General features: G+C 64.0%; 25 protein-coding genes. 22 read left to right on the top strand and 3 right to left on the bottom strand.

What is annotated here, in order from left to right:
* Positions 1 to 25 precede the first annotated feature (25 nt).
* Genes BJP06_RS08560 through BJP06_RS08550 form a run of 3 tightly spaced genes read left to right on the top strand, consistent with a single transcriptional unit; the run spans position 26 to position 4,662 of the window.
* A complete protein-coding gene (locus BJP06_RS08560) occupies positions 26 to 2,734 on the top strand; it encodes a valine--tRNA ligase (protein ID WP_070975228.1) in 2,709 nt (902 codons plus the stop codon).
* Entirely contained in the window at positions 2,735 to 4,231 is a 1,497-nt protein-coding gene (locus BJP06_RS08555; RefSeq protein ID WP_071573555.1) for a folylpolyglutamate synthase/dihydrofolate synthase family protein, read from the top strand.
* The gene (locus BJP06_RS08550; protein WP_070975226.1) at positions 4,228 to 4,662 is read left to right on the top strand and encodes a DUF4233 domain-containing protein; all 435 of its coding nucleotides are present in this window, start codon (positions 4,228 to 4,230) and stop codon (positions 4,660 to 4,662) included. The genes BJP06_RS08555 and BJP06_RS08550 overlap by 4 nt, the downstream gene beginning before the upstream one ends.
* On the opposite strand, the gene BJP06_RS08545 is transcribed toward BJP06_RS08550, so the two are convergent.
* Entirely contained in the window at positions 4,659 to 6,125 is a 1,467-nt protein-coding gene (locus tag BJP06_RS08545) for an AMP-binding protein (protein WP_071573554.1), read from the bottom strand. The genes BJP06_RS08550 and BJP06_RS08545 overlap by 4 nt on opposite strands.
* A gap of 72 nt (positions 6,126 to 6,197) precedes the next feature.
* Between BJP06_RS08545 and ndk the strand changes: the two genes are divergently transcribed.
* The 19 genes from ndk to BJP06_RS08450 all read left to right on the top strand — a co-directional run bounded on the left by ndk (position 6,198) and on the right by BJP06_RS08450 (position 23,893).
* A complete protein-coding gene (gene ndk / locus BJP06_RS08540) occupies positions 6,198 to 6,608 on the top strand; it encodes a nucleoside-diphosphate kinase (RefSeq protein WP_070478404.1) in 411 nt (136 codons plus the stop codon).
* A 195-nt stretch (positions 6,609 to 6,803) separates the two neighbouring features.
* On the top strand, positions 6,804 to 9,551 hold the full coding sequence (locus BJP06_RS08535) for a translation initiation factor IF-2 N-terminal domain-containing protein (RefSeq protein WP_083433252.1): 2,748 nt from the start codon (positions 6,804 to 6,806) through the stop codon (positions 9,549 to 9,551).
* 200 nt (positions 9,552 to 9,751) lie between these two features.
* On the top strand, positions 9,752 to 10,057 hold the full coding sequence (gene rplU / locus BJP06_RS08530) for a 50S ribosomal protein L21 (RefSeq protein WP_071573552.1): 306 nt from the start codon (positions 9,752 to 9,754) through the stop codon (positions 10,055 to 10,057).
* 25 nt (positions 10,058 to 10,082) lie between these two features.
* Positions 10,083 to 10,403 carry a 50S ribosomal protein L27 gene (rpmA, locus tag BJP06_RS08525; protein ID WP_070975223.1) on the top strand — a complete coding sequence of 107 codons (321 nt, stop codon included), beginning with the start codon at positions 10,083 to 10,085 and terminating at the stop codon, positions 10,401 to 10,403.
* A gap of 112 nt (positions 10,404 to 10,515) precedes the next feature.
* Entirely contained in the window at positions 10,516 to 12,036 is a 1,521-nt protein-coding gene (gene obgE / locus BJP06_RS08520) for a GTPase ObgE (RefSeq protein WP_070975222.1), read from the top strand.
* 17 nt (positions 12,037 to 12,053) lie between these two features.
* Positions 12,054 to 13,190, top strand: coding sequence for a glutamate 5-kinase (proB, locus tag BJP06_RS08515; protein ID WP_071573551.1), 1,137 nt, complete (start codon positions 12,054 to 12,056; stop codon positions 13,188 to 13,190).
* Between the two features lie 21 nt (positions 13,191 to 13,211).
* Positions 13,212 to 14,120 carry a D-isomer specific 2-hydroxyacid dehydrogenase family protein gene (locus BJP06_RS08510; RefSeq protein WP_070478395.1) on the top strand — a complete coding sequence of 303 codons (909 nt, stop codon included), beginning with the start codon at positions 13,212 to 13,214 and terminating at the stop codon, positions 14,118 to 14,120.
* Positions 14,120 to 15,385, top strand: coding sequence for a glutamate-5-semialdehyde dehydrogenase (locus BJP06_RS08505; protein WP_071573550.1), 1,266 nt, complete (start codon positions 14,120 to 14,122; stop codon positions 15,383 to 15,385). Before BJP06_RS08510 ends, BJP06_RS08505 begins: the two co-directional genes overlap by 1 nt.
* Positions 15,386 to 15,483: 98 nt before the next feature.
* Positions 15,484 to 16,413, top strand: coding sequence for a cutinase family protein (locus BJP06_RS08500; RefSeq protein WP_070478481.1), 930 nt, complete (start codon positions 15,484 to 15,486; stop codon positions 16,411 to 16,413).
* 28 nt (positions 16,414 to 16,441) lie between these two features.
* A complete protein-coding gene (locus BJP06_RS08495) occupies positions 16,442 to 16,858 on the top strand; it encodes a hypothetical protein (RefSeq protein ID WP_070975217.1) in 417 nt (138 codons plus the stop codon).
* 4 nt (positions 16,859 to 16,862) lie between these two features.
* Positions 16,863 to 17,504, top strand: coding sequence for a nicotinate-nucleotide adenylyltransferase (nadD, locus tag BJP06_RS08490; protein WP_369822018.1), 642 nt, complete (start codon positions 16,863 to 16,865; stop codon positions 17,502 to 17,504).
* Positions 17,505 to 17,560: 56 nt separating this feature from the next.
* On the top strand, positions 17,561 to 18,031 hold the full coding sequence (gene rsfS / locus BJP06_RS08485; RefSeq protein WP_071573549.1) for a ribosome silencing factor: 471 nt from the start codon (positions 17,561 to 17,563) through the stop codon (positions 18,029 to 18,031).
* 4 nt (positions 18,032 to 18,035) lie between these two features.
* Positions 18,036 to 18,674 carry a histidine phosphatase family protein gene (locus BJP06_RS08480; RefSeq protein WP_071573548.1) on the top strand — a complete coding sequence of 213 codons (639 nt, stop codon included), beginning with the start codon at positions 18,036 to 18,038 and terminating at the stop codon, positions 18,672 to 18,674.
* The gene (locus BJP06_RS08475; protein ID WP_071573547.1) at positions 18,675 to 19,472 is read left to right on the top strand and encodes a DegV family protein; all 798 of its coding nucleotides are present in this window, start codon (positions 18,675 to 18,677) and stop codon (positions 19,470 to 19,472) included.
* A gap of 127 nt (positions 19,473 to 19,599) precedes the next feature.
* Entirely contained in the window at positions 19,600 to 20,259 is a 660-nt protein-coding gene (locus BJP06_RS08470) for a ComEA family DNA-binding protein (protein ID WP_071573546.1), read from the top strand.
* A 3-nt stretch (positions 20,260 to 20,262) separates the two neighbouring features.
* The gene (locus BJP06_RS08465) at positions 20,263 to 21,897 is read left to right on the top strand and encodes a ComEC/Rec2 family competence protein (protein ID WP_071573545.1); all 1,635 of its coding nucleotides are present in this window, start codon (positions 20,263 to 20,265) and stop codon (positions 21,895 to 21,897) included.
* A 5-nt stretch (positions 21,898 to 21,902) separates the two neighbouring features.
* A complete protein-coding gene (gene holA, locus BJP06_RS08460) occupies positions 21,903 to 22,829 on the top strand; it encodes a DNA polymerase III subunit delta (protein WP_070362053.1) in 927 nt (308 codons plus the stop codon).
* A gap of 15 nt (positions 22,830 to 22,844) precedes the next feature.
* On the top strand, positions 22,845 to 23,249 hold the full coding sequence (locus tag BJP06_RS08455) for an ankyrin repeat domain-containing protein (RefSeq protein WP_071573544.1): 405 nt from the start codon (positions 22,845 to 22,847) through the stop codon (positions 23,247 to 23,249).
* Complete coding sequence (locus BJP06_RS08450) at positions 23,249 to 23,893, top strand: LysE family translocator (protein WP_071573595.1); 645 nt, start codon at positions 23,249 to 23,251, stop codon at positions 23,891 to 23,893. The genes BJP06_RS08455 and BJP06_RS08450 overlap by 1 nt, the downstream gene beginning before the upstream one ends.
* Here BJP06_RS08450 and BJP06_RS08445 read toward each other — a convergent pair.
* Both BJP06_RS08445 and rpsT read right to left on the bottom strand, forming a co-directional pair.
* Positions 23,880 to 24,896: a PHB depolymerase family esterase gene (locus tag BJP06_RS08445; RefSeq protein ID WP_143110601.1), complete on the bottom strand. Its 1,017-nt coding sequence runs from the start codon at positions 24,894 to 24,896 to the stop codon at positions 23,880 to 23,882. The genes BJP06_RS08450 and BJP06_RS08445 overlap by 14 nt on opposite strands.
* Positions 24,897 to 24,994: 98 nt before the next feature.
* Positions 24,995 to 25,258 (bottom strand): 30S ribosomal protein S20, encoded by a 264-nt coding sequence (rpsT, locus tag BJP06_RS08440; RefSeq protein WP_070362056.1) that lies wholly within the window; start codon positions 25,256 to 25,258, stop codon positions 24,995 to 24,997.
* Positions 25,259 to 25,275 lie beyond the last annotated feature (17 nt).

Here is a 25,275-nt window from a genome sequence, read left to right as displayed (position 1 = left end):
AGGTTGATGGCTAAGATAGTCAACCGTGACTGACGCGACTGAACATTTGGTAGGCAAGAACCGAGCCGATGCGCTCCCGAAGTCTTGGGAGCCCGGCGAACACGAGCAGGCTTTGTACGAGGGCTGGGTGGAGAAGGGATACTTCACCGCCGACGCTTCCTCGGACAAGCCTGCTTATTCTGTGGTGCTGCCCCCGCCGAATGTGACGGGCCAGCTGCACATGGGCCACGCCCTGGACCACACGCTCATTGATGTTATGGTGCGCCGCAAACGCATGCAGGGCTACGAGGTGTTGTGGTTGCCGGGCATGGACCACGCGGGCATCGCTACGCAGACGAAGGTCGAGGCGAAGCTGAAGGCCGAGGAGGGCAAGGACCGCTACGACTATGGCCGCGAAGAGTTCGTGGACAAGGTATGGGAGTGGAAGCACCAGTACGGCGGCACCATCACCACGCAGATGCGGGCTATCGGTGACTCCGTGGATTGGTCGCGCGAGCGCTTCACGCTTGACGACGGCCTCTCGCGCGCAGTGCAGACGATCTTTAAGCAGCTGTACGACGCCGGAATGATCTACCGCGACTACCGACTGGTGAACTGGTCGCCGGTGCTGGAGACCGCGGTGTCCGACATTGAGGTCGTTTATAAGGACGTTGAGGGCGAGTTCGTCTCCATCCGTTACGGCTCGCTCAACGACGACGAGCCACACCTGGTCGTTGCCACGACCCGTGTTGAGACCATGCTGGGCGACGTCGCCATTGCCGTCCACCCAGACGACGAGCGCTACACGGACCTGGTTGGCCAGGAGTTCGACCACCCGTTCCGCGATGACCTGAAGATTCAGGTGATCGCCGACGATTACGTCGATATGGAACTGGGCACCGGCGCGGTGAAGATCACGCCTGCACACGACCCGAACGACTACGAGATGGGCCTGCGCCACAACCTGGACATGCCGATCATCATGGACGAGACCGGCCACATCGCCGACACCGGCACCAAGTTCGACGGCATGAGCCGCGAAGAGGCTCGCGTCGCGGTGCGTGAGGCGCTGGCGGAGCAAGGGCGCATCGTCAAGGAGGTGCGCCCGTACGTGCACTCGGTGGGCCACTCGGAGCGCTCCGGTGAACCGATTGAGCCACGCCTGAGCCTGCAGTGGTTCGTCAAGGTTGAAGAGCTGGCGAAGATGTCCGGCGATGCGATCCGCAACGGCGATACGAAGATTCACCCGGCATCGATGGAGAAGCGCTACTTCGACTGGGTGGACAACATGCATGACTGGACGATTTCGCGCCAGCTGTGGTGGGGCCACCGCATCCCGATCTGGTACGGACCGAATGACGAAGTGGTCTGCGTCGGCCCTGACGAGGAGCCGCCGGCTGGCTACACCCAGGACCCGGACGTGTTGGATACCTGGTTCTCCTCTGCGCTGTGGCCGTTCTCGACGCTCGGCTGGCCTGAGAAGACGCCGGATCTGGAGAAGTTCTACCCGACGTCCGTGTTGGTCACCGCGTATGACATTTTGTTCTTCTGGGTTGCCCGCATGATGATGTTCGGCACCTTTGCTGGAAAGAACACCCCTGAGATCCTCGGCGAGGGGGTTGACGGCCGCCCGATCATCCCGTTCACGGACCTGTACCTGCACGGCCTGGTGCGCGACGAGAAGGGGCGCAAGATGTCGAAGTCCCTGGGCAACGGCATCGACCCGATGGATTGGGTCGAGCGCTACGGCGCTGACGCGCTGCGCTTCGCCCTTGCGCGCGGCGCGAACCCGGGCGTGGACTTGCCGATCGGTGAGGACAACGCCACGTCCGCGCGTAACTTCGCCACCAAGCTGTACAACGCGACCCGCTTCGCTCTGATGAACGGCGCAGCGGTTGGTCCGCTGCCGGCCCGCGAGGAGCTGACGGACGCCGACCGCTGGATCCTGGACCGCGCGGAAGAAGTCCGCGCGAAGGTCGACGCCTACTTGGACGACTACCAGTTCGCGAAGGCGAACGAGGATCTCTACCACTTCGCGTGGGATGAGCTGTGTGACTGGTACCTGGAGATCGCAAAGACCCAGATCCCGCGCGAGGGCGAGACTGCGCAGGGCCGTAACACGCAGATCGTGCTCGGCCGCGTGCTCGACGTGGTGCTGCGCCTGCTGCACCCGACGATGCCGTTCATCACCGAGGTCCTGTGGACCGCGTTGACGCAGCAGCCTTCGGTGACGCAGGCGCCTTGGCCGACTGCGGAGGACACCAATGGTGGCGTCGAAACGGATGATGTGGCGCGCCGCAGGATCCAGGATGCGATCAAGCTGATTACCGAGCTGCGTCGTTTCCGCGCTGACCAGGGTGTGAAGCCGAACCAGAAGGTGCCGGCGAAGCTTGACTTTGCCAAGGCGGACCTGGCTGGGCTGGAAAACGTTATCCGCGATATCGCGCGGGTGGAGACGCCTGCTGAGGGCTTTGCGGCGTCGGCAAGCATTGAGATGCGCCTGAGCCAGGCGACGCTCGACGTGGCGCTGGACACCTCCGGCACCGTCGACGTTGCGGCCGAGCGCAAGCGCCTGGAGAAGGAACTCGCGGCGGCGGAGAAGGAGCTCGATACCACTGGCCGTCAGCTCGGCAACGAGCAGTTCCTGGCGAACGCGCCGGAGCAGGTCGTTGAGAAGATCAAGGTGCGCCAGCAGGTTGCGAAGGAAGAGTTCGCACGTGTGACGGCGCGCCTGGCGCAGCTGCCGGAGGCGTAGATGGCCGACAATGCTGACCTGCCGGAGCTTCCGGAGCTACCCGAGCAGTTCGATATCTCTGTCGAGGAGTCCGGGCTGCGCCTGAACCTGGGCGCGCCGCAGGCGGAGGAGACGGAAGACGTCGTCGCGCGCGAGGTCACGCCTGAGGACCTCGCGGCATTGCGTGAGGTCCAGCAGCAGCTCGAGGAACGCTGGGGCGAAACGCAAATTGACCCGACGCTGGAGCGCGTCGAGTACGTCATGGATCTGCTGGGCTCCCCGCAGCGTTCATTCAAAGCGATTCACGTCGCGGGGACGAACGGGAAGACGTCGACAACCCGAATGATCGAGTCGCTGCTGCGCAGCCTCGGGCACCGGGTGGGGCGCACGACGAGCCCGCATCTGCAGTTGATCACCGAGCGCATCGGGATCGACGGCCAACCAATCCACCCCGCGGACTTTGTGCGCATCTACGAGGAGATCAAGCCGTACCTCGCGATGGCTGACGACCACTTCGGCCAGCCGCTGAGCTTCTTTGAAGCCATGGTGTGCATCGCCTACGCCGCGTTTGCCGACGCCCCGGTGGACATCGCCGTGGTGGAAGTCGGCATGGGTGGCCGCTGGGACGCAACCAACGTGATCGACGCGGACGTCAACGTGATCATGCCGATCGGCATCGACCACACGCAGTACCTCGGCGATACGATCGAGCAGATCGCGGGAGAGAAGGCCGGCATCATCACAAATCCGGACTCCGTCACGGTCATCGCCGACCAGCAGCCGGAGGCCATGCGTGTGGTGCTGGAGCAGACCGTCCAGGTCGGTAGCGCCGTCGCGCGCCTCGGCTCCGAGTTCGGCGTTGAGGAAGCCGGGGTGGCCGTCGGAGGCCAGCAGCTACGGCTGCGCGGGCTCGCCGGCAGCTACGACGACATCTTCCTGCCGCTGTCCGGCCCACACCAGGCCCGCAACGCGGCCGTCGCGCTCGCGGCGGTCGAGGCATTCCACGGTGCACACGCCGAGCACCCGCTCAACATTGAGGCGGTGCGGGAAGGCTTTACGGCGGTCCGCTCTCCGGGCAGGCTCGAGCGAGTGCGCGCCACACCCACCACGTTTATCGACGCCACCCACAACCCACACGGCGCAACCGCCCTCGCGGAGGCACTGCAGCACGACTTCGACTTCACCCGACTCATCGGCGTGCTGGGCATCCTCGGTGACAAGGACGCCGCTGGCATTTTCCAGGCGCTAGAACCGGCGCTCACGGAAGTCGTGATTACGCAGAACTCCTCGCCACGCGCGATGGAGGCCGAAGACCTTGCCGAGATCGCCCGCTCCATCTTCGGCGATGAGCGCGTGCACGTGCAGCCGCACCTGCCGTCCGCCTACGAGCTGGCCGTTGAGCTTGCCGAGGACGCCCTTGCAGAAGTCGGCGTGCAGTCCGGCTCCGGTGTGATCATCACCGGCTCCGTCGTGACCGCGGGGGAGGCCCGCACCATGTTTGGAAAGGACCCAGAGTGAGCAGAGAAAAACGCCAACCGCCGATCAGCCCGCTCGGGCTCGGGCACGAGCCGGTCAAGGACCCAATCGCAGGACTGCGCGGGGTGCTCTCCGGCACGCTGATCATGGAATCGATCACCGTGCTGCTCATCCTGCTCGTGATTCTTAAAGTCGACGGTGGCGCCTACTGGACCACGTTCAACTGGGTGTACATCGTGGTCATCGGCGTCGCCCACGCGGTGATGGCGTTCGCGCAGAAGGTGCCGGGCGCGATGTGGATTAACTTGGCCCTGCAGGTGCCGCTCATCTTTGGGTTCTTCGTGCACTGGTCGGTCACGGTGGTTGGCCTGATGTTCGGCCTGGTGTGGTTCTTCATCGTGAAGCTGCGCTCCGACATTGTGCAGCGCATGCGTGGCGGCTACCTGACCACGCAGCACCTGGACGCCGACTAGAGTTCGCGCCGCAGAATCTTCCCCGCCGCGTTGCGGGGGATGTGATCCGTGAAGGTGACTTCACGGATCTTTTTGTATCCGGCCACCCGCTCGGCGACCCACTCCATGATTTCCTCGCGGCTCAGCGTAGTGCCGTCGGCGACGACGATGCAGGCGCGCGGGACTTCGCAGTCGACCCCGTGAGTGCGCACGATATGGCGGACGACGGCGGCGTCGGCAACCGCGGGGTGGGTGCGTAGCAGTGCCTCAAGCTCGGCGGGGGCGACGTGGAAGCCCTTGTACTTAATTACTTCTTTCGCCCGGTCGACGATGTAGACGGTGCCGTCCTCAGCCAGCGTGACGATATCCCCCGTGTGCAGCCACCCACCACTGATCGTCGCCCGAGTTGCCTCCGGGTCGTTGCGGTAGCCCCGCATCACTTGCGGGCCCCGGATGAGCATCTCACCGGGCTCGCCGGGGGCGACGTCGTGGCCGTCGCGAAGGTCGACGATGCGGAACTGCGTATTCGGCACCGCGAACCCAATCGAGCCCGGCTTCGACCTCCCGGCAATGCCTACGTGGGTCACCGGGGACGTCTCCGTGGTGCCGTAGCCCTGCAGGATCACCGTGCCGAGCCGCTGCTCAACGCTGTCCGCCAACGCATCGTCCAGCGGGGCGGCGCCGCACACCATGAACCGGGAGTCCGCGAACGCCTCCGCGGTCGCCTCAGAGTGTCGTGAGAGTGCGAGCGCGATCGGCGGGGCAATAAAGCCCAGCTCAATATGGTGGCTTCGCTGCGCCTCAATAAACGCTCCCAGGTCGAAGCCTGCCATCGTGTGAATATGGTGGCGCGCGTAGAGCGACGACAGCAGCAGCGTGTTCAGCCCGTAGATGTGGGCGAACGGCAGCGGCGCCAGTGTCGAGGTGCCCGCGCCGATGCCGCTTGCGCGCAGCGCGGCCGAAAACTGCAGCATGTTCGCGCACAGGTTGCGGTGCGTCAGCTCGACGGCCTTCGGCAAACCGGTGGTACCGGAGGAAAAGGCAACCGCGGCGATATCTTCCGGCCCGGCTGGGGAGGCCCTGTGCTCGGCAGGTTCGGTGGGGGCGATGGGGGCGTCGAGAAGAACTTTGGCCTCGGCGAGCGCGCAGAGGTGGTCACGTTCGGCAGCAGTGAGACTCGTCCCCAACAAGCTTGCCGACGCCCCCACCTGCACCAACGCGAGGAAAGTGACTGCGAAATCGATGCCGTTGGGCAGCTGCACCGCGACGCAATCCCCGGGACCGATGCCGCGGTGGCGCAACGTGGCGGCGAGCGCCAGCACCTCCTGGTGAAGCTGCGCATAGGTCACGCTGCGCCCCGTCTCGACTTCCGTGAGCGCCGGCGCCGACGCATGCTCGCCGAGGTTGCCGAAGAGCAGATCGGTGATGGAGCGCGCTCGCGTGCCGACGTCCGGAATTGGCGGCAGGGGACTCTCATATGTCATGGAGCAAACTTTAATCACCCCCACATCAAGATGTTCGCACCCGGTGGTTGTTGTTTAGTAGGGTAGGGAGACATGACTGAACGTACACTGATTTTGATTAAGCCAGACGGCGTTGCAAACGGCCACGTCGGAGAGATCATCTCCCGCATTGAGCGTAAGGGCCTCAAGCTGGTCGAGATGGACCTGCGCACCGCAGACCGTGAGACCGCAGAGAAGCACTACGCAGAGCACAAGGACAAGCCGTTCTTCGGTGAACTCGTTGACTTCATCACCTCTGCTCCGCTGGTAGCAGGTATCGTCGAGGGCGAGCGCGCTATCGAGGCTTGGCGTCAGCTCGCCGGCGGCACCGACCCGGTTGCCAAGGCAACCCCTGGTACCATCCGCGGCGACTTCGCCCTGACCGTTGGCGAGAACGTCGTCCACGGTTCCGACTCCCCAGAGTCCGCCGAGCGCGAGATCGCAATCTGGTTCCCGAATAAGTAAGAACCACGCTTCAACCGCCCATCCTGCTGTACATGGCAGGGTGGGCGCTTTTGTTGTGTTGGCGGCGACGCTGAAATAGGCGCAGTCGGCGTCGTGTGCCACAATGGGGGCAAGCTTTTTACAACTTTCTGTAGGAACGTGTGTCAGCCGTGTGGCAGCGGCAACGGCTTCGCGCCCGGTTGACGCAGCTTGCAGATGCAAAAATATAGGAGCACGTACGTGGCGAAAAAATCTCATACCGAAATTCAGGACTTTGATCGATCAACCCTGAAAGACAAAATGCGGGTGTTCCAGCTCGCGAAGGCGTTGGGGGTGGCGTCGAAGGACGTTGTCGTCGCGCTGACTGAGTTGGGAATTACAAAGGTTGCGCAGTCCTCGGTTACTCGGGAGGAAGCCGAGAAGGTCATCGATGCGCTGCAGCAGCCCGCGGATGAAGCTGAGGCGAAGAAGTCGAAAGACAGTAGCGACGAAAAGATCCGCGAGCGGGTGCGCAAGGACGTAGAAAACGAGATCCACCAGATCGAGGAGAAAGTCGACGCCACATTCGAAGTCGCCGACGAGCCGGAGTCGGAGCCTGAACCAACACCAGAGCCTGAACCGGAGTCTGCACAAGAGCCGGAGCCCGAACCTGAAGAGGAAGCAACGGTCGAATACGCGCCGATCTTCAAGGCGCCGACGCGTCCAAAGCGCCGCCGAGCAGTGCGCACCTCCGAACCGAAGGAAGCGGATGAGGATGCCGCACCGAAGAGTGAGGCTGAGGAGCCCAAGGAGGAAGAGCCTAAGGTCGAGGTTATTGACGAGCCGAAGGGGATCAGCGGTTCCGCCCGTCTGGAGGCGCAGCGTCGTCGGCGGAGTGAGCGTCGAGAAGCGGAGCGCCAGCGCTCCCGCATTGTTTCTGAGGCGGAATTCCTCGCGCGGCGCGAGTCGGTGCACCGCACGATGGTGGTGCGCGAGCGCGACCGCAACGACGGCCCAGGCCGCATCACGCAGGTAGCGGTCCTGGAAGACGGGCTGCTCGCGGAGCACTTTGTGTCCACGGACGATAATGCGTCGATCATCGGCAACATTTACATGGGCCGTGTCCAGAACGTGCTGCCGGGCATGGAGGCGGCGTTCATCGACATCGGAACCGGGCGCAACGCGGTGCTTTACGCCAGCGAGGTTGACTGGAAGGCTGCGAAGCTTGGCGGGAAGAAGCGCAGGATTGAGCACGCGCTGAAGTCCGGCGACCAGGTGATGGTGCAGGTCTCGAAGGATATTAACGGGCACAAGGGTGCTCGCCTGACAACGCATATTTCGCTGGCCGGACGTTTCCTCGTGTACGTGCCGGGTGGCCGTAACGCCGGAATCTCCCGCAAGCTGCCCGTCACCGAACGCAAGCGCCTCAAGGGCATCCTCAACGAGGTTGTGCCTGGCAAGGGTGGGGCGATTATTCGTACGGCTGCCGAGGGCATGTCGAAGGAAGCGATTGCTGAGGACGTCCAGCGCCTGCACAAACAGTGGGAAATGGTGCAGGAAAAGGCAGAAGCCGCGAAGAACGGGAAGGGCTCGCGCCCGGTGCTGCTCTACGAAGAGCCGCGCCTGATCGTCCGCGTCGTCCGCGACGTCTTCAACGAGGACTTCTCTGAGCTGATCATTGACGGTAAGAAGTCCTACAACATTGCGCACGCTTACCTGCAGTCCGTCGCGCCTGACCTGTTGGACCGCGTAACCAAGTTTGACCGCTCCGAACACGACGGTGCCGACGCCTTTGCGGAGCACCGCATCGACGAGCAGGTGCAGAAGGCGCTTGCCCGCGTGGTGTGGCTGCCGTCGGGCGGCACGCTCGTTATTGAGCGCACCGAGGCCATGACGGTGATTGACGTCAACACCGGCAAATTCACTGGCTCCGGCGGCAACCTCGAGGAGACGGTCACCGCGAACAATTTGGAGGCCGCGGAGGAAGTCGTCCGCCAGCTGCGCCTGCGCGACATCGGCGGCATGGTGGTCATCGACTTCATTGACATGATCCTGGATGAAAACAAGGAGCTGGTGCTGCGTCGCCTGAAGGAAACGCTGGGCCGCGACCGCTCCCGCCACCAGGTCTCCGAGGTCACCTCGCTCGGCCTGGTGCAGCTGACTCGCAAGAAGCTCGGCGACGGCCTGCTTGAGACCTACTCCAAGCCGTGCGAGTGCTGTGGTGGCCGCGGTGTGATCATTACCGAGGAGCCTGTTGAGCACGCGACGTACAACCCGGAGGAGGACGACCTGCAGCACCGCGGTGGCCGCGGCAAGCGTCGTGGGAAGTCGAATGGCGAGCGTTCCAACAAGAAGGCGGAGGAGAAGCGCCGCAGCAAGCTGGACGAAAAGGCTATCGACGAGCTGGTCGGCTCGGTTGTTTCCGAAGATAATGAAGCACACGAAGACAACGACGAGCCGAAGCCGCCTACAGTAGGTGAATCCTCCAAGCGCGAGTCTGGTTCGCGCCGCCGTGGGCGTCGAGGCACGGGTCGCGGGCGCGGGCGCGCGCAGGAACAGGACAAGCCACAGGACAAGCCGCAGGAGCAGGCTCAGGAGAAGGGCAAGCCTGAGCAGACGTACGAGGATGCCGTCGACGCCTTCGAGCGCTCCCCGCGCCGGAAGCGAGCGACCCGCGGTAACTCCCGTTCGGACCACAAGCCAAAGCGTGAAGACTTTGAACGCCAGGAGCACGTTAAGGAACCTGCGAAGGAAGCTCCACGCGAGGAAGCGCAAGAGCAGCCGAAGGTGAAGGTGACGGAGTCTCCTCGCCGGCGCGGGCGTCGGCGCGCAGTGCGCAAGACGTCCCAGCCGCAGCAGCAGGAGCAACCGAAGGCGAAGGAAACGAAGCAGAAGGCAACCAAGCCTGCGACGAAGAAACAGGAGTCGAAGGCGAGTGCGCGGCGCAGGCGGCGACGCGCGACACGCCGAACCTCTTCCAAATAGAGGGACAGAGGGGTGCGGTTTGATAATCGCACCCGCTTCTGTGTAGTATTTGACAGTCGCTGTTTTGGGCTGTGAAGCCGCGCCGTTTACGCATGCAGGCACGGTGGAACGCGAAAGGCCACAAAGCGCTAGAGAACTGTACCAACTGTCTTCTGAGCATGCGGGGAGACACAACGAGTTTAGATAAGGGGTAACCCTCTATGTACGCGATCGTCAAGACTGGCGGCAAGCAGTACAAGGTTGCCGAAGGCGACCTCGTCAAGGTCGAGAAGATCGAGGGTGAAGCGGGCGACAAGGTTGCCCTCACCCCGGTTCTGCTCGTCGATGGCGCGGATGTCACCGCAGGCCCTGATGCTTTGTCCAAGGTTTCTGTTGAGGCTGAGATTGTCGAGCACGGCAAAGGCAAGAAGGTCGACATTCTGAAGTACAAGAACAAGACTGGCTACAAGGTCCGCCAGGGCCACCGCCAGCCACAGACAACCATCAGGATCACTGGTATCAAGTAAGACTTCCATCTAAGGAGATTCAGACATGGCACACAAGAAGGGTGCATCCAGCTCCACGAACGGTCGTGACTCAGAGTCGAAGCGCCTCGGTGTGAAGCGTTTCGGTGGTCAGCAGGTAAAGGCTGGCGAGATCATCGTTCGTCAGCGCGGCACCAAGTTCCACCCAGGCGACAACGTCGGCCGCGGTGGCGACGACACGCTGTTCGCACTTGCAGCGGGCGCAGTCCAGTTCGGCATTAAGCGCAACCGTCGCATCGTCAACATCGTCCCAGCGGACGGCGAGGGCGTTTCGGCAGAGGTGCTCGAGGCTGCAGAGGCAGCTGGCGTCGCACAGGAAACTGCGTAGCCCGTAGCAATACTTGAAACACCGCACACCCCGACCGGGTGCGCGGTGTTTTTCTTTCCCACAACCCGGTACCCTCCACTACTAGAACTCTTTTGCAAGGAAGGCGGAACTAATGGCCCAATTTGTTGACCGCGCGGTGCTGCACCTCCAGGCCGGTGACGGCGGACATGGCTGTGTCTCTGTCCACCGCGAAAAATTCAAACCCCTCGGTGGCCCGGATGGCGGCAACGGCGGCCACGGTGGTGACATTGTGCTGGAGGTGTCCAACCAGGTGCACACGCTGTTGGACTTCCAGTACCGCCCGCACGTCAAGGCGAAGCGCGGCGGCAATGGGGAGGGCGATCACCGAAACGGCGCCCGCGGAGAGGACCTTATCTTGGAGGTCCCAGTCGGAACCGTTGTGCGTAGTGAGGATGGCGAAATCCTCGCCGACTTGACGGTGCCGGGCACCCGTTTCCTTGCGGCTGAAGGCGGCTTCGGTGGGTTGGGCAACGCGGCTCTTGCCACTGCGAAGCGAAAGGCCCCGGGCTTCGCACTCAAGGGTGAGCCTGGCGAAGCGCACGATTTGATCCTCGAGCTGAAGTCCATGGCGGATGTGGGGCTGGTGGGGTTCCCGTCGGCGGGGAAGTCCTCGCTGATTTCGGTGCTCTCGGCCGCGAAGCCGAAGATCGCGGATTACCCCTTTACGACGCTCGCTCCGAACCTTGGCGTGGTCAACGTCGGCGATGATACGTACACTATCGCGGACGTGCCCGGCCTGATCCCTGGCGCGAGCCAGGGTAAGGGCCTGGGTCTGGACTTCCTGCGCCACATCGAGCGCACCGCGGTGCTCGCGCACATTGTGGACGTAGCCACGATGGAGCCGGGGCGCGATCCGATCTCTGACATTGAAGCGCTCGAGCACGAGCTTGACTCCTACGCCGACCAGCTTGACCTGGACTCTGGCCTCGGTGACCTGCGTGAGCGCCCTCGCATCGTCGTGCTGAACAAGATGGACGTGCCGGAGGCCCGGGAGCTCGCCGAGTTCTTGGAAGACGACATCAAGGAAAAGTTCGGCTGGGATGTATACATGATCTCCACCGCGACCCGCGAGGGCCTTGACCCGCTGAAGTGGGCGCTGTGGAAGATCGTGGAGCGTGCCAGGAAGCGACGCGTGAAAGCCGAGAAGGCAACTCCTACGGAGGTGCTGCGACCGAAGGCGGTTGCGCCACGGCGCCGTGGGCACGCGCAGGAGGGCGGCATCGAAGTTGTTCCTGACCCGATGTGGCCGGGCGGCTGGCTGGTCACTGGCGAGAAAGCAGAGCGCTGGATTCGCCAGACCGACTTCGAAAACGACGAGGCGGTCGGCTACCTCTCGGACCGCCTGAACAAGGCCGGCGTGGAAGACCAACTGCGTAAGATCGGCGCGAAGGAGGGAGACACCGTCACCATCGGCGAGATCTCGTTTGATTGGGAGCCATCGCGAGCGGGCGACCCAACCATGGCGGGACGTGGCCAGGACGCCCGACTCTACGACACCACGCGCGCGTCCGCATCGGAGCGCAAGCGCGCGTCCCAGGCGCGCCGCGGCCTTATCGACGAGTTCGATTTCGGCGACGGGGAGACAGCCGACCGGGAACGTTGGCAGGGTTAGCGCTACACTGAGCTGCTATGAACGCAGCAACAACTACGGAGGCGCAGCTTCGCGAGCACATTGCTGGTGCGAAGCGGGTCGTCGTCAAGCTTGGTACCTCCTCACTGGTCAATGAGGATTCCTCGGTGAGCAGGGTCAAGATTGACCGCCTCGTTGATGCGCTGGTGGACCGCATGGATGCGGGCACCGACGTCGTGGTGGTGTCCTCCGGCGCGATCGCGGCGGGAATGAGCCCGTTGGGGCTGCGGACTCGCCCGCGGGATCTTGCCACGAAGCAGGCCGCTGCAGCGGTGGGGCAGGTGCACCTCGCGCAGGAATGGGGCGCCTCCTTCGCCAGGCATGGTCGCACAGTGGGGCAGGTGCTGCTCACGCAAGCTGATGCCGGCGTGCGGGAGCGCGCGCGGAACGCCCAGCGCACGATCGACAGGCTGCGGCAGCTGGGCACTGTGCCGATCGTGAACGAGAACGACACGGTGGCGACCTCCGAGATGCGCTTCGGCGATAACGACAGGCTCTCGGCGATTGTGGCGACGCTCATCGGAGCCGATGCGCTCGTGTTGCTTTCAGACGTCGACGGCCTCTACGACCGCAACCCGGCCGACCCGAGCGCGCGCTTTGTCTCTGAGGTCCGCACCGGCGCTGACCTCGAGGGCGTCGTGGCCGGTGACGGTGGTGCGCTCGGGACCGGGGGGATGGCGGCGAAGGTGTCGGCGGCGCGGCTCGCAGCCCGCGGCGGAGTGCCAGTGCTGCTGACCAGCGCGACCAAAATCTCGCAGGCGCTGCAGGACGCAAGCTGCGGAACCGTATTCCACACCCGTGAGCAGTCAACGCTTAGGGCATGGAAATTCTGGGCGCTCTACGCCGCGGACGCTGAAGGCGTGCTGCGCCTGGATAAAGGCGCCGTGCAGGCCGTCACCAGTGGGGGCACGAGCTTACTCGCGGTGGGTATCACCGACATCGAGGGGGACTTCCACGCCGGTGACATCGTGGAGATCCTGGGGCCCGACTCGGAAGCCGTCGGGCGCGGCGAGGTTGCGTATGATGCCGCGGAGCTTGCCGGCATGCTGGGCAAGCACACGGATGAGCTGCCGGAAGGGCAGCGCAAACCCGTCGTGCACGCCGACTATTTATCAAATTTCGCCACCCGTCTGTAAATACACGCTAGGTTGGGGTGCATGAAATTTGCATTCTTACCGAAACCTTGGGACGCAGTCGTCGATGACCTGACAGATCACGGCCACACGTTTGTGGACCTCGACGAGTCTCCAGACGTGTTGGTGTTTCGCGGGAATCCGGAAGATTTCCCAGAGGAATTACCGCCGAGCGTGAAGCTTGTGCAGGTGGCGTATGCGGGCGTCGAAAAGCTGGTAGAGGCAGGGGTGCTCGATGTCGATGTGCCGGTGGCTAATGCCGCCGGGATATACGACGACACTGTGGCCGAGGCGGCACTGGCGCTGCTGTTGGGGGTGCTGCACCGGCACAAGGCGGTGACGCCGCAGTGGAACGACAGGCAGCTCAACGAGGAGACGGACTACCTGTTCGACAACAAGAAGGTCGCGGTGATTGGGGCGGGTGGCATCGGTAAGATGCTGATCCGCTTCCTCGAGCCGTTCGGGCCGGAGATTATCGCAGTGAACCGCTCCGGCAACCCGGTGCCGGGGGCCAAACGCACCGTGGCGATGTCCGAGGCGCAGGATGTGTGGTCGGAGGCGGACTACTTCGTGCTCATCGCGCCACTGACGAAGCAGACGCACCACCTCGTCAACGCGGAGGTGCTGCGCGCGATGAAGCCGAACGCGGTGGTGGTCAACGTTGGCCGTGGCCCACTGATTGATACGGAGGCGCTGACCAAGGCCCTGCAGGATGGCACGATTGCTGGCGCTGGCCTGGACGTGACGGACCCTGAGCCGCTGCCGGAGGATCACCCGCTGTGGCAGATGGACCGCTGCCTGATTACCCCGCACACCGCGAACATCCCGCGCTACATGCAAGCGCGCGTGGGTGAACTGACACGCCGAAACTGGGAGGCACTGCAAGAGGGCCGCCCGTTGCCGACGCAGATTGATGTGGAGGAAGGATACTAATGACGACTATCGAAGCTCAGGTACTGCAGTTGGCGAAGGCTGCGAAGCAGGTGGCGCCGGTGATCGCGACGCTACCGACCGTCCGCAAAAACGCTGTGCTGCAGCACGCGGCGCAGGCGCTGGAAGCACGTACTGCGGAGATTCTGCAGGCCAACGCCCGCGACATCGAGGAAGGCCGCGCGGCTGGCATGGACGAAGCGTTGGTAGACAGGCTCGCGCTGGATGAGCAACGCATCGCGGGCATCGCGGACGGACTGCGTCAGGTCGCGAGCCTCCACGACCCAGTTGGGGATGTGGTGCGCGGCGGCACGATGTACAACGGGATCCGGATGCGCCAGGTTCGCGTGCCGCTCGGCGTGATGGGCATGGTCTACGAGGCCCGCCCGAACGTCACGGTCGATGCGTTTGGCCTGGCGCTGAAGTCAGGCAACGTGGCACTGCTGCGTGGTTCGAAGTCGGCGGCGCATTCGAACGCGGCGCTGGTCGCGGTGCTGCAGGACGTGCTGGCGAAGGAGGGGCTGCCAACCGAGGCGGTCCAGCTGCTGCCGAGCGACTCGCACGACTCCGTCACCGCGCTCATCACGGCACGCGGCCTCGTCGATGTGGTCATTCCGCGCGGCAGCGCCCGGCTTATCGACGCCGTCGTTACCCAAGCAACCGTGCCAACCATCGAGACCGGCACTGGCAACTGCCACGTATACGTGGATGCTTCAGCGGACATTCAGCAGGCGACCGACATTGTCGTCAATGGCAAGACGCGCCGGGTGTCGGTGTGCAACGCGACCGAAACGGTGCTGCTTGACGCGGCGTTGCCGGATGCGGACAAGCTGGCCGTCGTAAAGGCACTGCAGGACGCCGACGTGACCGTCCACGGGGACCCGGCAGCACTTGGTGCGTTCGGGGCTTGCGACGTAGTCGAGGCCGACGAGCACGATTGGGCGGAGGAGTACCTTTCGATGGACGTTGCCGTCGGTGTCGTCGACGGCGTTGAGGAGGCCGCGAAGCACATCGCACGCTACTCCTCGGGGCACACGGAAGCCGTGGTCGCCACTGATGCGCGCGTGCTGCAGTACTTCGCGGACCACGTGGATTCGGCAGCCATCATGCTCAATGCCTCGACCGCGTTTACGGATGGCGAGCAATACGGCATGGGTGCAGAGATCGGGATCTCTACCCAGAAACTGCACGCACGTGGACCGATGGCGCTGCCTGAACTGACAAGCACGAAGTGGATCCTGGAGGGCAGCGGGCAGACTCGAAGTTAGGAAAATGGTGTGGGCGGGCTACACTAATGCGCAGTTTCTTCACACCCGGAGTCCAAGGTGTGACTCATCCATAGAGAAGGTGCATAGTGTTCCGCAAAATGCGTACGTTTTTCCGTCGTCGGCTACCCGTGACTGCAGTTGCGTTCGCCGCAGCAGCAGCTGCAGTGGTTACCCCCGTGCTGCCGACGGAAGAAGCGACCGCCCAGCAGCGGTGCCCTTCGGTCGCGGTAATCGCTGCACGCGGCTCCGGTCAGAATAACCAGATTTACCGAACACGCTATGCCGGGGAAGCCCCGTGGACCTCGAATGGTTGGGAGGGGGAGACCATTCGCGCTTTCCTTCGCTATTCGGAGTCGCGCTACCGTGCCACTCACGGCGGGAACTCCCTGATGAAGGACGTGGAAGTCCTCGGTATGGAGCCGCGCTACTACCCAGCGATTTACCCGGATTATGATGTCCCTTCCGTCGCAGCACCCGCGACGCTGCTGCAGGCGCTGGGTTTGGCTATCCAGTACGCGGTGCCGTTGTTTACGATGGCGCGACAGGCTGGCACGGACTTTATGGACTCCGTCAACATTGGGCGCACTGGCGTGATGGCGCTGGTGAACGACTACGAACGCGCGAGCGGGTGCCATCCGAAGTACGTGCTGTCCGGCTACTCACAGGGCGCGATGATCCTGCTGGAGCACGAGCGTGAGCTGGCACGCCGCGGCAAGCTGGCGGGCGTTGTCTACTTTGGCAACCCGATGACTGCCGCGCGTGATGCTGGCACGGTGGGCGTGGCAAACGGCGGTGCAGGCGGCATGCTCGGCTTCCTGCCGTTTAACACCCGCACCGCGGGTGCGACCCGCAACAAGGTCAACTACTGCTTGCCGCTGGATGCAGTGTGCGATCTTTCCGTCCAGGTCCTGCGGGCCGCTGCCCCGACGGGCGGTACCCACGGCCAGTACTTCCTGCGGTGGAACCGTTGGGATGACCAGGTGGCAGACTCTTTTGGTCGCTTTGTTGATCAGGTTCGGTACCGCTAAGAGTTGAAGGAAGGACAAGGACACAGTCATGGTTTCGTGGAAGCGGGCAGCGTGTAGCGCTCTTGTAACAGCGACGCTGTTGACCAGTGGGGTGTCGGTTGCGCAGGCTCAGGAGACTGAAGCAGGCGTGGCGGTGCCGACGCCGTCACGCGGGGTATACATCCAGTCGCAGAAGTGCCAGTTCCGGACGGATGGCAAGGGCAACGTACTTGTCGACGCCAACGGGCAGCGCATCCCAGTGCTTGACGAGCATGGCAAGCCGGTGTGTGAAGACCTCAACGCCAGCTCGATGTCATCGATGAAGCAGCGCCCAGATTCATCCGCAGAAGGCAAGGAGAAGTTGCCGTGGTGGGGCATCCTGCTCATTGTGCTTGGCTCAATTGTTGGCGTGGGGCTTACAGCGTTCTGGCTCGCTTTCGAGCAGGCGAACGTCTGGATCGGGTAAGCACGTGGCAGAGGCCGTAGCAGCATCATTGCGCGACGCCCGACGAGTGGGCGTCATGGGCGGTACTTTCGACCCGATCCACAACGGCCACCTCGTGGCCGCGAGCGAGGTCGCCGACCGTTTTGACCTCGACGAGGTCGTGTTTGTGCCGACGGGTCAGCCCTGGCAGAAGGCGGATCGGCAGATCACCGACTCTGAAGATCGCTACCTCATGACGGTCATCGCGACTGCCTCGAATCCGAGGTTCTCGGTCTCTCGGGTAGACATTGACAGAGAGGGGCCGACCTACACCCTGGACACGCTGCGGGATTTGCGCGCCCTGTTGCCGCAGGCGGAACTGTTCTTTATCACGGGCGCGGATGCGTTGGCGTCGATAATGTCGTGGCGCGACTGGGACCTGATGTTTGACCTGGCGCAGTTTGTCGGCGTGACGCGCCCCGGCTACGAGCTGAGCGAATCCTTCCTGCCCGAAGACGTGCAGGAGCAGGTGCATTTGATTGAGATTCCTGCGATGGCGATCTCGTCCACGGGGTGCCGCGAGCGCGCCAAAGAAGGCCGCCCGGTGTGGTACCTGGTGCCAGATGGCGTGGTGCAGTACATTGCGAAAAACGACCTATATCGTTCAAGTGGCGAACAGCGCCCTTAGCGTGGGACAATAGGCGCGTTACTGCTATTTTTCATTACTGACGAAGGACTGAGTACTTGACTGCTCTGCAGATCTCTCTTGATCAGGCCGCGATCGCCGCGAAGGCCGCCGACGAGAAGCTCGGCGAGAACATCGGCGTCATCGATGTGTCGAACGTGATCGGCATTACCGATATTTTTGTGATGGTCTCCGCGGACAACGAGCGCAAGGTAAACGCGATCGTCCAGGAGATTGAGGACGACATGACCGACGCCGGCTTCGAGCCGAAGCGCCGCGAGGGCGTTCGCGAAAACCGCTGGGTGCTGCTGGACTACGGCAACATCGTGGTGCACGTGCAGCGCAGCCCGGAGCGCGACTTCTACGGCCTGGACCGCCTGTACGCAGACTGCCCGGCAATTAGCGTGGAGGGCCTGCCAGCCTACGAACGCCCTGGTGCGTTCGCGGACGGCGAGAGTGTGCGTTCGGCGCAGCAGATTGAAGACCTTCCGCTGGCAGGCGATGCCCCTGAGGACGAGGACGAGTTCTAACACCATGGCGCGACGACTCATCTTGCTGCGACACGGCCAAACCACGTATAACGCCACGTCGAGGATGCAGGGGCAACTCGACACGGAGTTGTCGGAAGAGGGGAGGCAGCAGGCGCGAAACATTGCGCCGGTGTTGACAGAAATGGGCGTCGCCAAGATTGTGGCTTCGGACCTGAGCAGGGCTGCAGTCACGGCACAGATCGTCGCGGAGCACCTCGAGCTGCCGGTGACCTATGATGCGCGCCTGCGCGAGACGCACCTCGGGCAGTGGCAGGGCAAGACACACGCCGAGGTCGATGGCGCCGACGGCAGCGTTCGCGCCCACTGGCGCAATACCCCAACGTGGGCGCCGCCGGAAGGCGAGAGCCGGATTGACGTCGCGCAACGGGCACGCCCGGTTGTTGACGAGTTGATGGAGCACTTCGACGGGTGGGATGACGCGGCGGTGCTGCTTGTCGCCCACGGAGGTACGATCGCGGCGCTGACGTCGAGCCTGCTAGACCTGGAGATCTCGCAGTACCCGATGATGAAGAGCCTGCGTAACGCGAACTTTGCGCAGCTGCAGGCGTTGCCGCGCTACGGCGAGCCGGACACTGGCGTGCAGTGGTACCTCGAGGCGTGGAACCAGGGGTTGACGGTCTAAATGGCGGTACGGGTTGTTGTTGATTCCTCGGCGGGTTTGCCAGCTGATATTGCCAGTGAGCTCGACATTACGGTGCTCCCGCTGCACGTCATGGAGCATGTCGAAGACGATGAAGTATCGACGAGCGGGCTGTCGGCCTTGGAACTCGCAGCGGCTTACGGGCGTCAGCTCGAGCGCTCTGGGGACGATGGCGTGGTAGCCCTACACCTGTCGAAGCACTTTTCTTCCACCTGGTCCGCGGCGGTTTCTGCTTCGGGGGTGTTCCCGGGGAACGTGCGGGTGCTCGAGACTAGTACCGTCGGCATGGCGGTCGGGGCGGCAGCGATGGCGGCGGCGACCGTCGCGCGCGAGGGGGCGAGCCTCGACGAGGTAGAAGCGATGGCGTCCTCCACGCTGAAGCGCTCGGAGACGTGGTGCTACCTGCACCAGCTGGACTGGTTGCGCAAGTCTGGCAGGATTTCCACGGGGACTGCGGTGTTGTCGGCGGCGTTGCTGGCAACGAAGCCGATTCTGCGGATGCACAACGGCAAGCTCGAGTTAGCAGGCAAGACTCGCACCCAGACGAAGGCGTTTTCCAAGCTCACGGAGCTTGTTCTGGAGCGTGCGGATTCCCAGCCGGTGTTTGCTGCGGTGCAGCATGCGGACGCGGAAGAGTCCGCGCAGCAGCTGGCGGGCATGCTTGATGAGGTGCTGCCGCGGCACTCGCGGGTGCTGGTGGAGCCAATGGTCGATGTGCTTGCTGCGCACACCGGGCCCGGCGCGATCGGGCTGTCGGTCGTGTTTGGTTCGCGCACGTAGCGGCGCTGTCAAGGGGGTTGGCTGCGGCTGTGGAGAAGTAGCCTGCACGGGGTGTGCGGTTTGGGGGTTGTCCACAACGGGTTTGCTTGGTCTGTTGGGGCGAGGACGCCGGTTTTAGCCTGTGGTTATGCAGGTCAGTGAACGGATTCAAGAGCTTACGCGCCCGACTGGTGAGGAGGCGCTGCTGCAGGTGAAGTACCCGACTCCTCGCGTGCACGTTCCGGTGAAGCCGGCGGCTGCGGTGATGGGGGTTGTGATGAGCCTACTGGTGCTGTGGGCGGTGGTGCAGGTCCGCGGACCGGACGTTGCGGAGGAGGACGCGCCTGTTTGGGAGAACGTTGCTACTGCGACCGATGTGCCGGAGCGCGTGGTGGTTGCGGTGGTGGGGGAGGTGGCAAATCCTGGGCTGGTGACGCTGAACCAGGGTTCCCGTGTGGCGGATGCGCTGGATATTGCGCAGCCGCTCGACCACGCGGACTTGCTGCAGTTGAATCTCGCTCAAGTGCTTGTCGACGGCCAACAGCTCCACGTCGTCGCAATCGGTGAAGGCCCTGCCGTGCCGGGTGGGGATGGTGGTGGTGCTGTGGAGGCGACAGGTCAGATTTCGCTCAACAGGGCGTCGGCCGCGGAGCTGGTCACGCTGCCCGGGGTGGGGGAGGCGACCGCGGCGGCGATTATCGCGCACAGGGAGGCGAACGGCCCGTTCCAGAAGGTCGAGGATCTGATGCAGGTCAAGGGGATTGGCCCTGCGAAGTTTGAGGCGATTGCGCCGCTGGTGGGGCTGTAAGCGGTGCAGGAGCTTCGGCTGGTGCCCACGGCGCTGTGCGTCTGGATAGCGACGATCGTGACTGTTGCCCTCGCGCCGTGGGCGGGGTTCGCTGTAGTCGCCGCGGCGGTAGTGCTGTGCGGGTGTGCGCGTGCGGTGGGCCAGGCGGTGCTGGTCGGTTCCGGTGGTGTGGCGACCGTCGTGGTGGCCTGGGTCCGCATCACGGTGGCGCGGGCGGGAACGCTGCGCCTGCCGGTGGAGGCCACCGTGACCGCTGCCCCAAAGGAGCTTGACTCTGGCGGGATGCTGGTACGCGTGCGCGCCGGGAGCGGTGGCGCCGAGCTGCCGGTGTTTGTCCGCGGTGGTGTCCCCGATGGGGTGGTCAGTGGTGCGACGGTGCGGGTGGACGGCACTGTGTCGGAGTCCTCGCGGGCGGGCGTGAACCCGTGGGCGGTCAATGGCACGGTCGAGCCGTTGACCGGGCCGACGGGGGCATCTGGGTGGGCGCAGCACGTGCGGGCAACGTTCGCCGATGCGGTGCGCGAGCACGTCGGGGAACACTCGCAGGGCCTCATCCCGGGCATGGTGCTGGGCGATACCTCGATGCAGGGGGCGTCGGAGCAGCAGGCGTACATCGCTACCGGGCTGTCGCACCTCTCGGCGGTATCGGGTTCGAACGTTGCCATCGTGACGACGTTCGCCGTGGTAGTAGCTGCAGCGCTGCGCATCGGACTCTACGGCAGGCTCGTTGCAGCGGGTGCTGCGTTGGCGGTGTTCGCCTTGCTCGTTGGGCCGGAGCCGAGCGTGCTGCGGGCATCGGTGATGGGGCTGGTGGGACTCGTTGCGGTGGTGGCGTCGAGTCAAACGGAGGTCATTCACGCGTTGTGCCTGGCGGTGATTGCGCTCATTTTCTTCGATACCGACCTGGCGATGCACTACGGGTTCGCGCTGTCGGTGGCTGCGACCGTCGGCATCGTGGTGCTCTTCCCGCTGTTCTACAGGGCGCTCGCACCGACGGCGTTGCCGGACATCCTCGTACGCGCCGTCGCGGTCGCCATCGCCGCAGACGTTGCGACGATGCCGCTCGTGGCCGCGATGGCGGGCCAGGTCTCGCTGGTCTCTGTTGGCGCGAACGTGCTGGTGGCTCCCGTCACGCCCCTGGTGACGGTGCTCGGGCTGTGCGCGGTGGTGCTGGCGGTGCTGCCGGGAGGTCTTGAGGCGATCGTGCTGTGGTTGATCTCCCCGCTGACCTGGTGGGTCCACACTGTGGCTGAACGTGGAGCGGCGCTGCCCGCCGCGACCGTCGCTGCGAATCCGGTGACGGTGCTTATCGGCTATGGGTGGGTGGTCGCCGTGCTGTTGCTTGTGCCGTGGCGCCGCCGGACATTGGCGCTGTGCCTGACCTGCGCGGTGGTAGCAAGCGCTTGTTTCGCGTGGCCACGAGGCACCGTTGTGGATCCCGCGACGCTCCGCAGCCACGTCGTGGCCACCAAAGACGACATCCTCCCCGTCCCGTCAGGCACCGAGCTCGTCGTGGTACTCGAGGAAGGCAGCGCACCCAAGCGCCCGGCAGCAACCCCGGACGGCATCCCCGTCATCTTCCCCAACCGGGGAGCGGTGCCCGTCCTCTACGCAGACGGGAGGCAACAGCTACGCTAAGAAGCATGCTCAACCCAGTGCACCTGGTCCTCGGGGAAGACGAGTTCCTCGCCGAACGCGCCACCAAAGCCATCATTGCCCAGCTCAGCCCAGCTGCGGAGCGCACCACCCTGCGCGCAGGCGACGTCACCGAAGGCGAACTGGCCATGGCGACCAGCCCGTCACTGTTCGCGGAGGAACGCATCGTGCTGATCAAGAACACCGAGCTGGCAGGCAAGGAACCGCTCGAGATCCTGCTGCGCGCCTGCGTGGACCCGGCGCCCGGTATGACGCTGATCATCGAGCACTCCGGAGGTGGGCGTCAAAAAGCCTATGTGAAGAAGTTCGAGAAGATCGCCGAGGTCCACCGCGCGAACCCGCTGCGCGACCGCGACCGACACTCGTGGCTCACCCAGGAGTTTAGGCGCTACGGGCAGCGCCCAACCCCGGACACTGTCGCTGCGCTGCTCGAATCCGTCGGTTCTGACCTGCGGGAACTCGCCAGTGCGGTGAGCCAGCTCGTGGCGGACACCGACGGGGAAGTCGACGTAAACGCTGTGCGCAACTACTACACGGGCGTGGCGGAAGTCGCGGGCTTCGACATCGCGGAGCAGGCCATCGCCGGGCGCGCCGACCGCGCGCTCGCCTCCACACGCCGGGCACTGCAGCTCGGCACGAGTCCGGTGGCGATCGCGGCGGCGCTCGCGCACAAGGTCGGGGACATCGCCAAGCTGTACGGGGTGCGGGGTAACCCGGACCAGCTCGCGCGAACGGTCGGGATGCACCCCTTTGTGGTGAAGAAGACCATGAACGTTGCGCGCCAGTGGTCGGGTGATGCGGTGTCGCAAGCCGTCATCATCGTCGCTGAGCTGGAGTCTACGGTGAAGGGCAATGGCGGGGAGCCGGAGTACGCGGTGGAAGAAGCAGTCCGCAGGATTGCCCAACTCGCGTGATAGCGTAAGAAAACTATGACGCAGCAACCAAACGAGATCCCCGAAGACGTCCAAGCCTTCGCCGCCCGCCTCTTCCAGATGGCGCGTGACGGCGAGGCAACCCTGCTCGATTACGTTGACCAGGGCGTCGACGTCAATCTGGCGAACCAGGACGGAAACTCGTTGTTGATGCTCGCCAGCTACTCCGGGCACCTCGCCCTGACCGAAGGGCTCATCGCGCGCGGCGCAGACGTCAACGCGCTGAACGCGCGCGGGCAAAGCCCGCTGGCAGGGACGATCTTCAAGAAGGAAGACGACATCGCCCGTGCACTTATCAACGCGGGTGCCGACGCCACCATCGGCACTCCGAGTGCCATCGACACGGCGAGCATGTTCGGCCGTGAGGACCTCATCGACCTGCTCAAGGGCACGCAGCGTTGATCGCGCCGGCAGATCTCGCGGTCATTGTCGGTCTGAACTTGGTTGGTGCGGCCGCCCCGGGGCCCGACGTCATCCTGGTGACCCGTACCGCGACGCGCTCGCGGCCGCACGCGTGGGCAACGACGTGCGGAATCCAGCTGGGTGTGCTGTGGTGGTGCTCGCTGACCGTGTTCGGTGCGGCGGCGCTGCTGACCGCCGTGCCGCGCGCGCTGCAGGTAGTGCAGGTGATCGGCGGAGCGTATCTGGTATGGATGGGTATCAACGCGGTGCGCCAGGGTTGGCGCGACCGGCGCAACCCACCGCTTTCCCTCGAGGAAGCAGAGCAGAGGCTCGGTAGCCTGCGAGCCAGCTTTGTTCGGGGACTTTCGACGAACCTGGCGAACCCGAAAATCGTGCTGGCGTTGTCCGCCATGATTGCGCCACTGCTGCCAGCCAGTCCGTCGTGGGCAACGCAGATTGTGGTGATCCTGTCGCTGTGGGCCAGCTCGTTCATCCTGTTCGGCGTGCTCACGCAGGTGGTGTCTACGAACCGGGTGCGGCGCAAATTACTAGCCGCCGGGCCCGCAATCGATATGGGCTCCGGCGGCTTCTTCTGCGTTGTTGGCGCGCTCCTCGTGGTGCGTGGTCTGCTTAGCGCAGGCTGAGCAGGAAGTCCACGGTGGCGGTACTTGCAGATGGATCCGTGAACCACGTGTGGCCGCCACCTTCGACGCGCTGCAGCTCAGTTCGGGCGCCACAGGCAGGGCTCAACGTGGTGACGTTGCCCAGGCGGGTCTCGGTGGCGGAGCCCGCGATGCAGCCGTTCTTGTCCATGAACAGGTTGAACACGTCGTTGACGGAACGGAACGGCTTGCCGTGGCGGGTGCCGCCGTCGTAGCCGACGACGTTGTCGTTGGTGCCGTGCATGATGAGCGTCGGCACGGAACCGCTCTTGCAGCCCTCGACGGTCGGGTTGTAATAGGCGCCCGCCACAGAGGCGATACCGTTGACAAGCTCAGGGGCGTGGCAGGCAAGCGAGGCCACCATGCCACCGCCGTTGGAAAGTCCGACGGCGCTCACGCGGTTGCGGTCGGCGCCGAAGTTCTCGACGAGGTCGTCGATAATCGCGCGGGTGTATGCAATGTCCTCGCGCGTCGACGTACGTGCGTACGGTGCACCCGCCCAAGCCTGGGACTCGCCCTCGGCGTAGACGACGATGGCGCGGCCCGCAGCAGCGGACTCGAGGTGGGCGTAGCCCTGCATCTGGTCGGCGGTGTGCTGCCACCCGCCGTAGCCGATGATGACGGGGTAGGACTTTCCTTCCTCATAGCCCGAAGGCAACACCACATTGTAGGAGCGCGACAGGCCATCAGCGTTGACGGTGCGGCGCTCCTGGGAACCGCGGCGGCCCGGCTCGTGCGAGGAGCCGATCGTGCCGGTGACCGGGCCCAAAATCACAATGGCCGCGACAAGGCCGACGAGCAGCGCCAGCCGGTCCAACCGAATGTTTTGCGGGTTCAACATCTTCTGGAGCTGACGTAGGTCAGGCATCTGCTGTGCCTGCGCTGTAGGGGTGACGGCGGACTGCTCAGGGGCCACCGCTACGGCGCCCAACGTCAGAGTTGTAGCTGTTACTGCTGCGCAAAGCGCACGACGATAGTTCTTCACAAATTCAGTATCGTAGAGCAGATCCAGCAATGTTACGAATGCAAAAAATCCTGCGCACCGGACGGAGCCGGGGCACAGGATTGCTCTGCGCGAAAAGCTTAGGCCATCTTGTTCAGAGCGCGAGCCATGTTCGACTTCTTGTTCGCCGCGTTGTTGCGGTGGAACACGCCCTTGGACACAGCCTTGTCCAGCTTGCGGGAAGCGAAACGCAGCTGCTTCTCAGCGGCAGCCTTGTCGCCGGACTCAACAGCCTCACGGAACTTACGGATCTCCGTGCGGACAGCGGAACGGACGGACTTGTTGCGAACGCGACGCTTCTCGTTGGTGAGAACGCGCTTCTTCTGCTGCTTGATGTTAGCCATAATGTGCACCTCTTAAA

This window comes from Corynebacterium sp. NML120713 (genome assembly GCF_001875735.1).
In the GTDB taxonomy this organism is placed as follows: Bacteria; Actinomycetota; Actinomycetes; order Mycobacteriales; family Mycobacteriaceae; genus Corynebacterium; species Corynebacterium pseudogenitalium.
The sequence above is the reverse complement of the archived record's forward strand: the minus strand, read 5'-3'. Positions and strand labels throughout refer to the sequence as shown.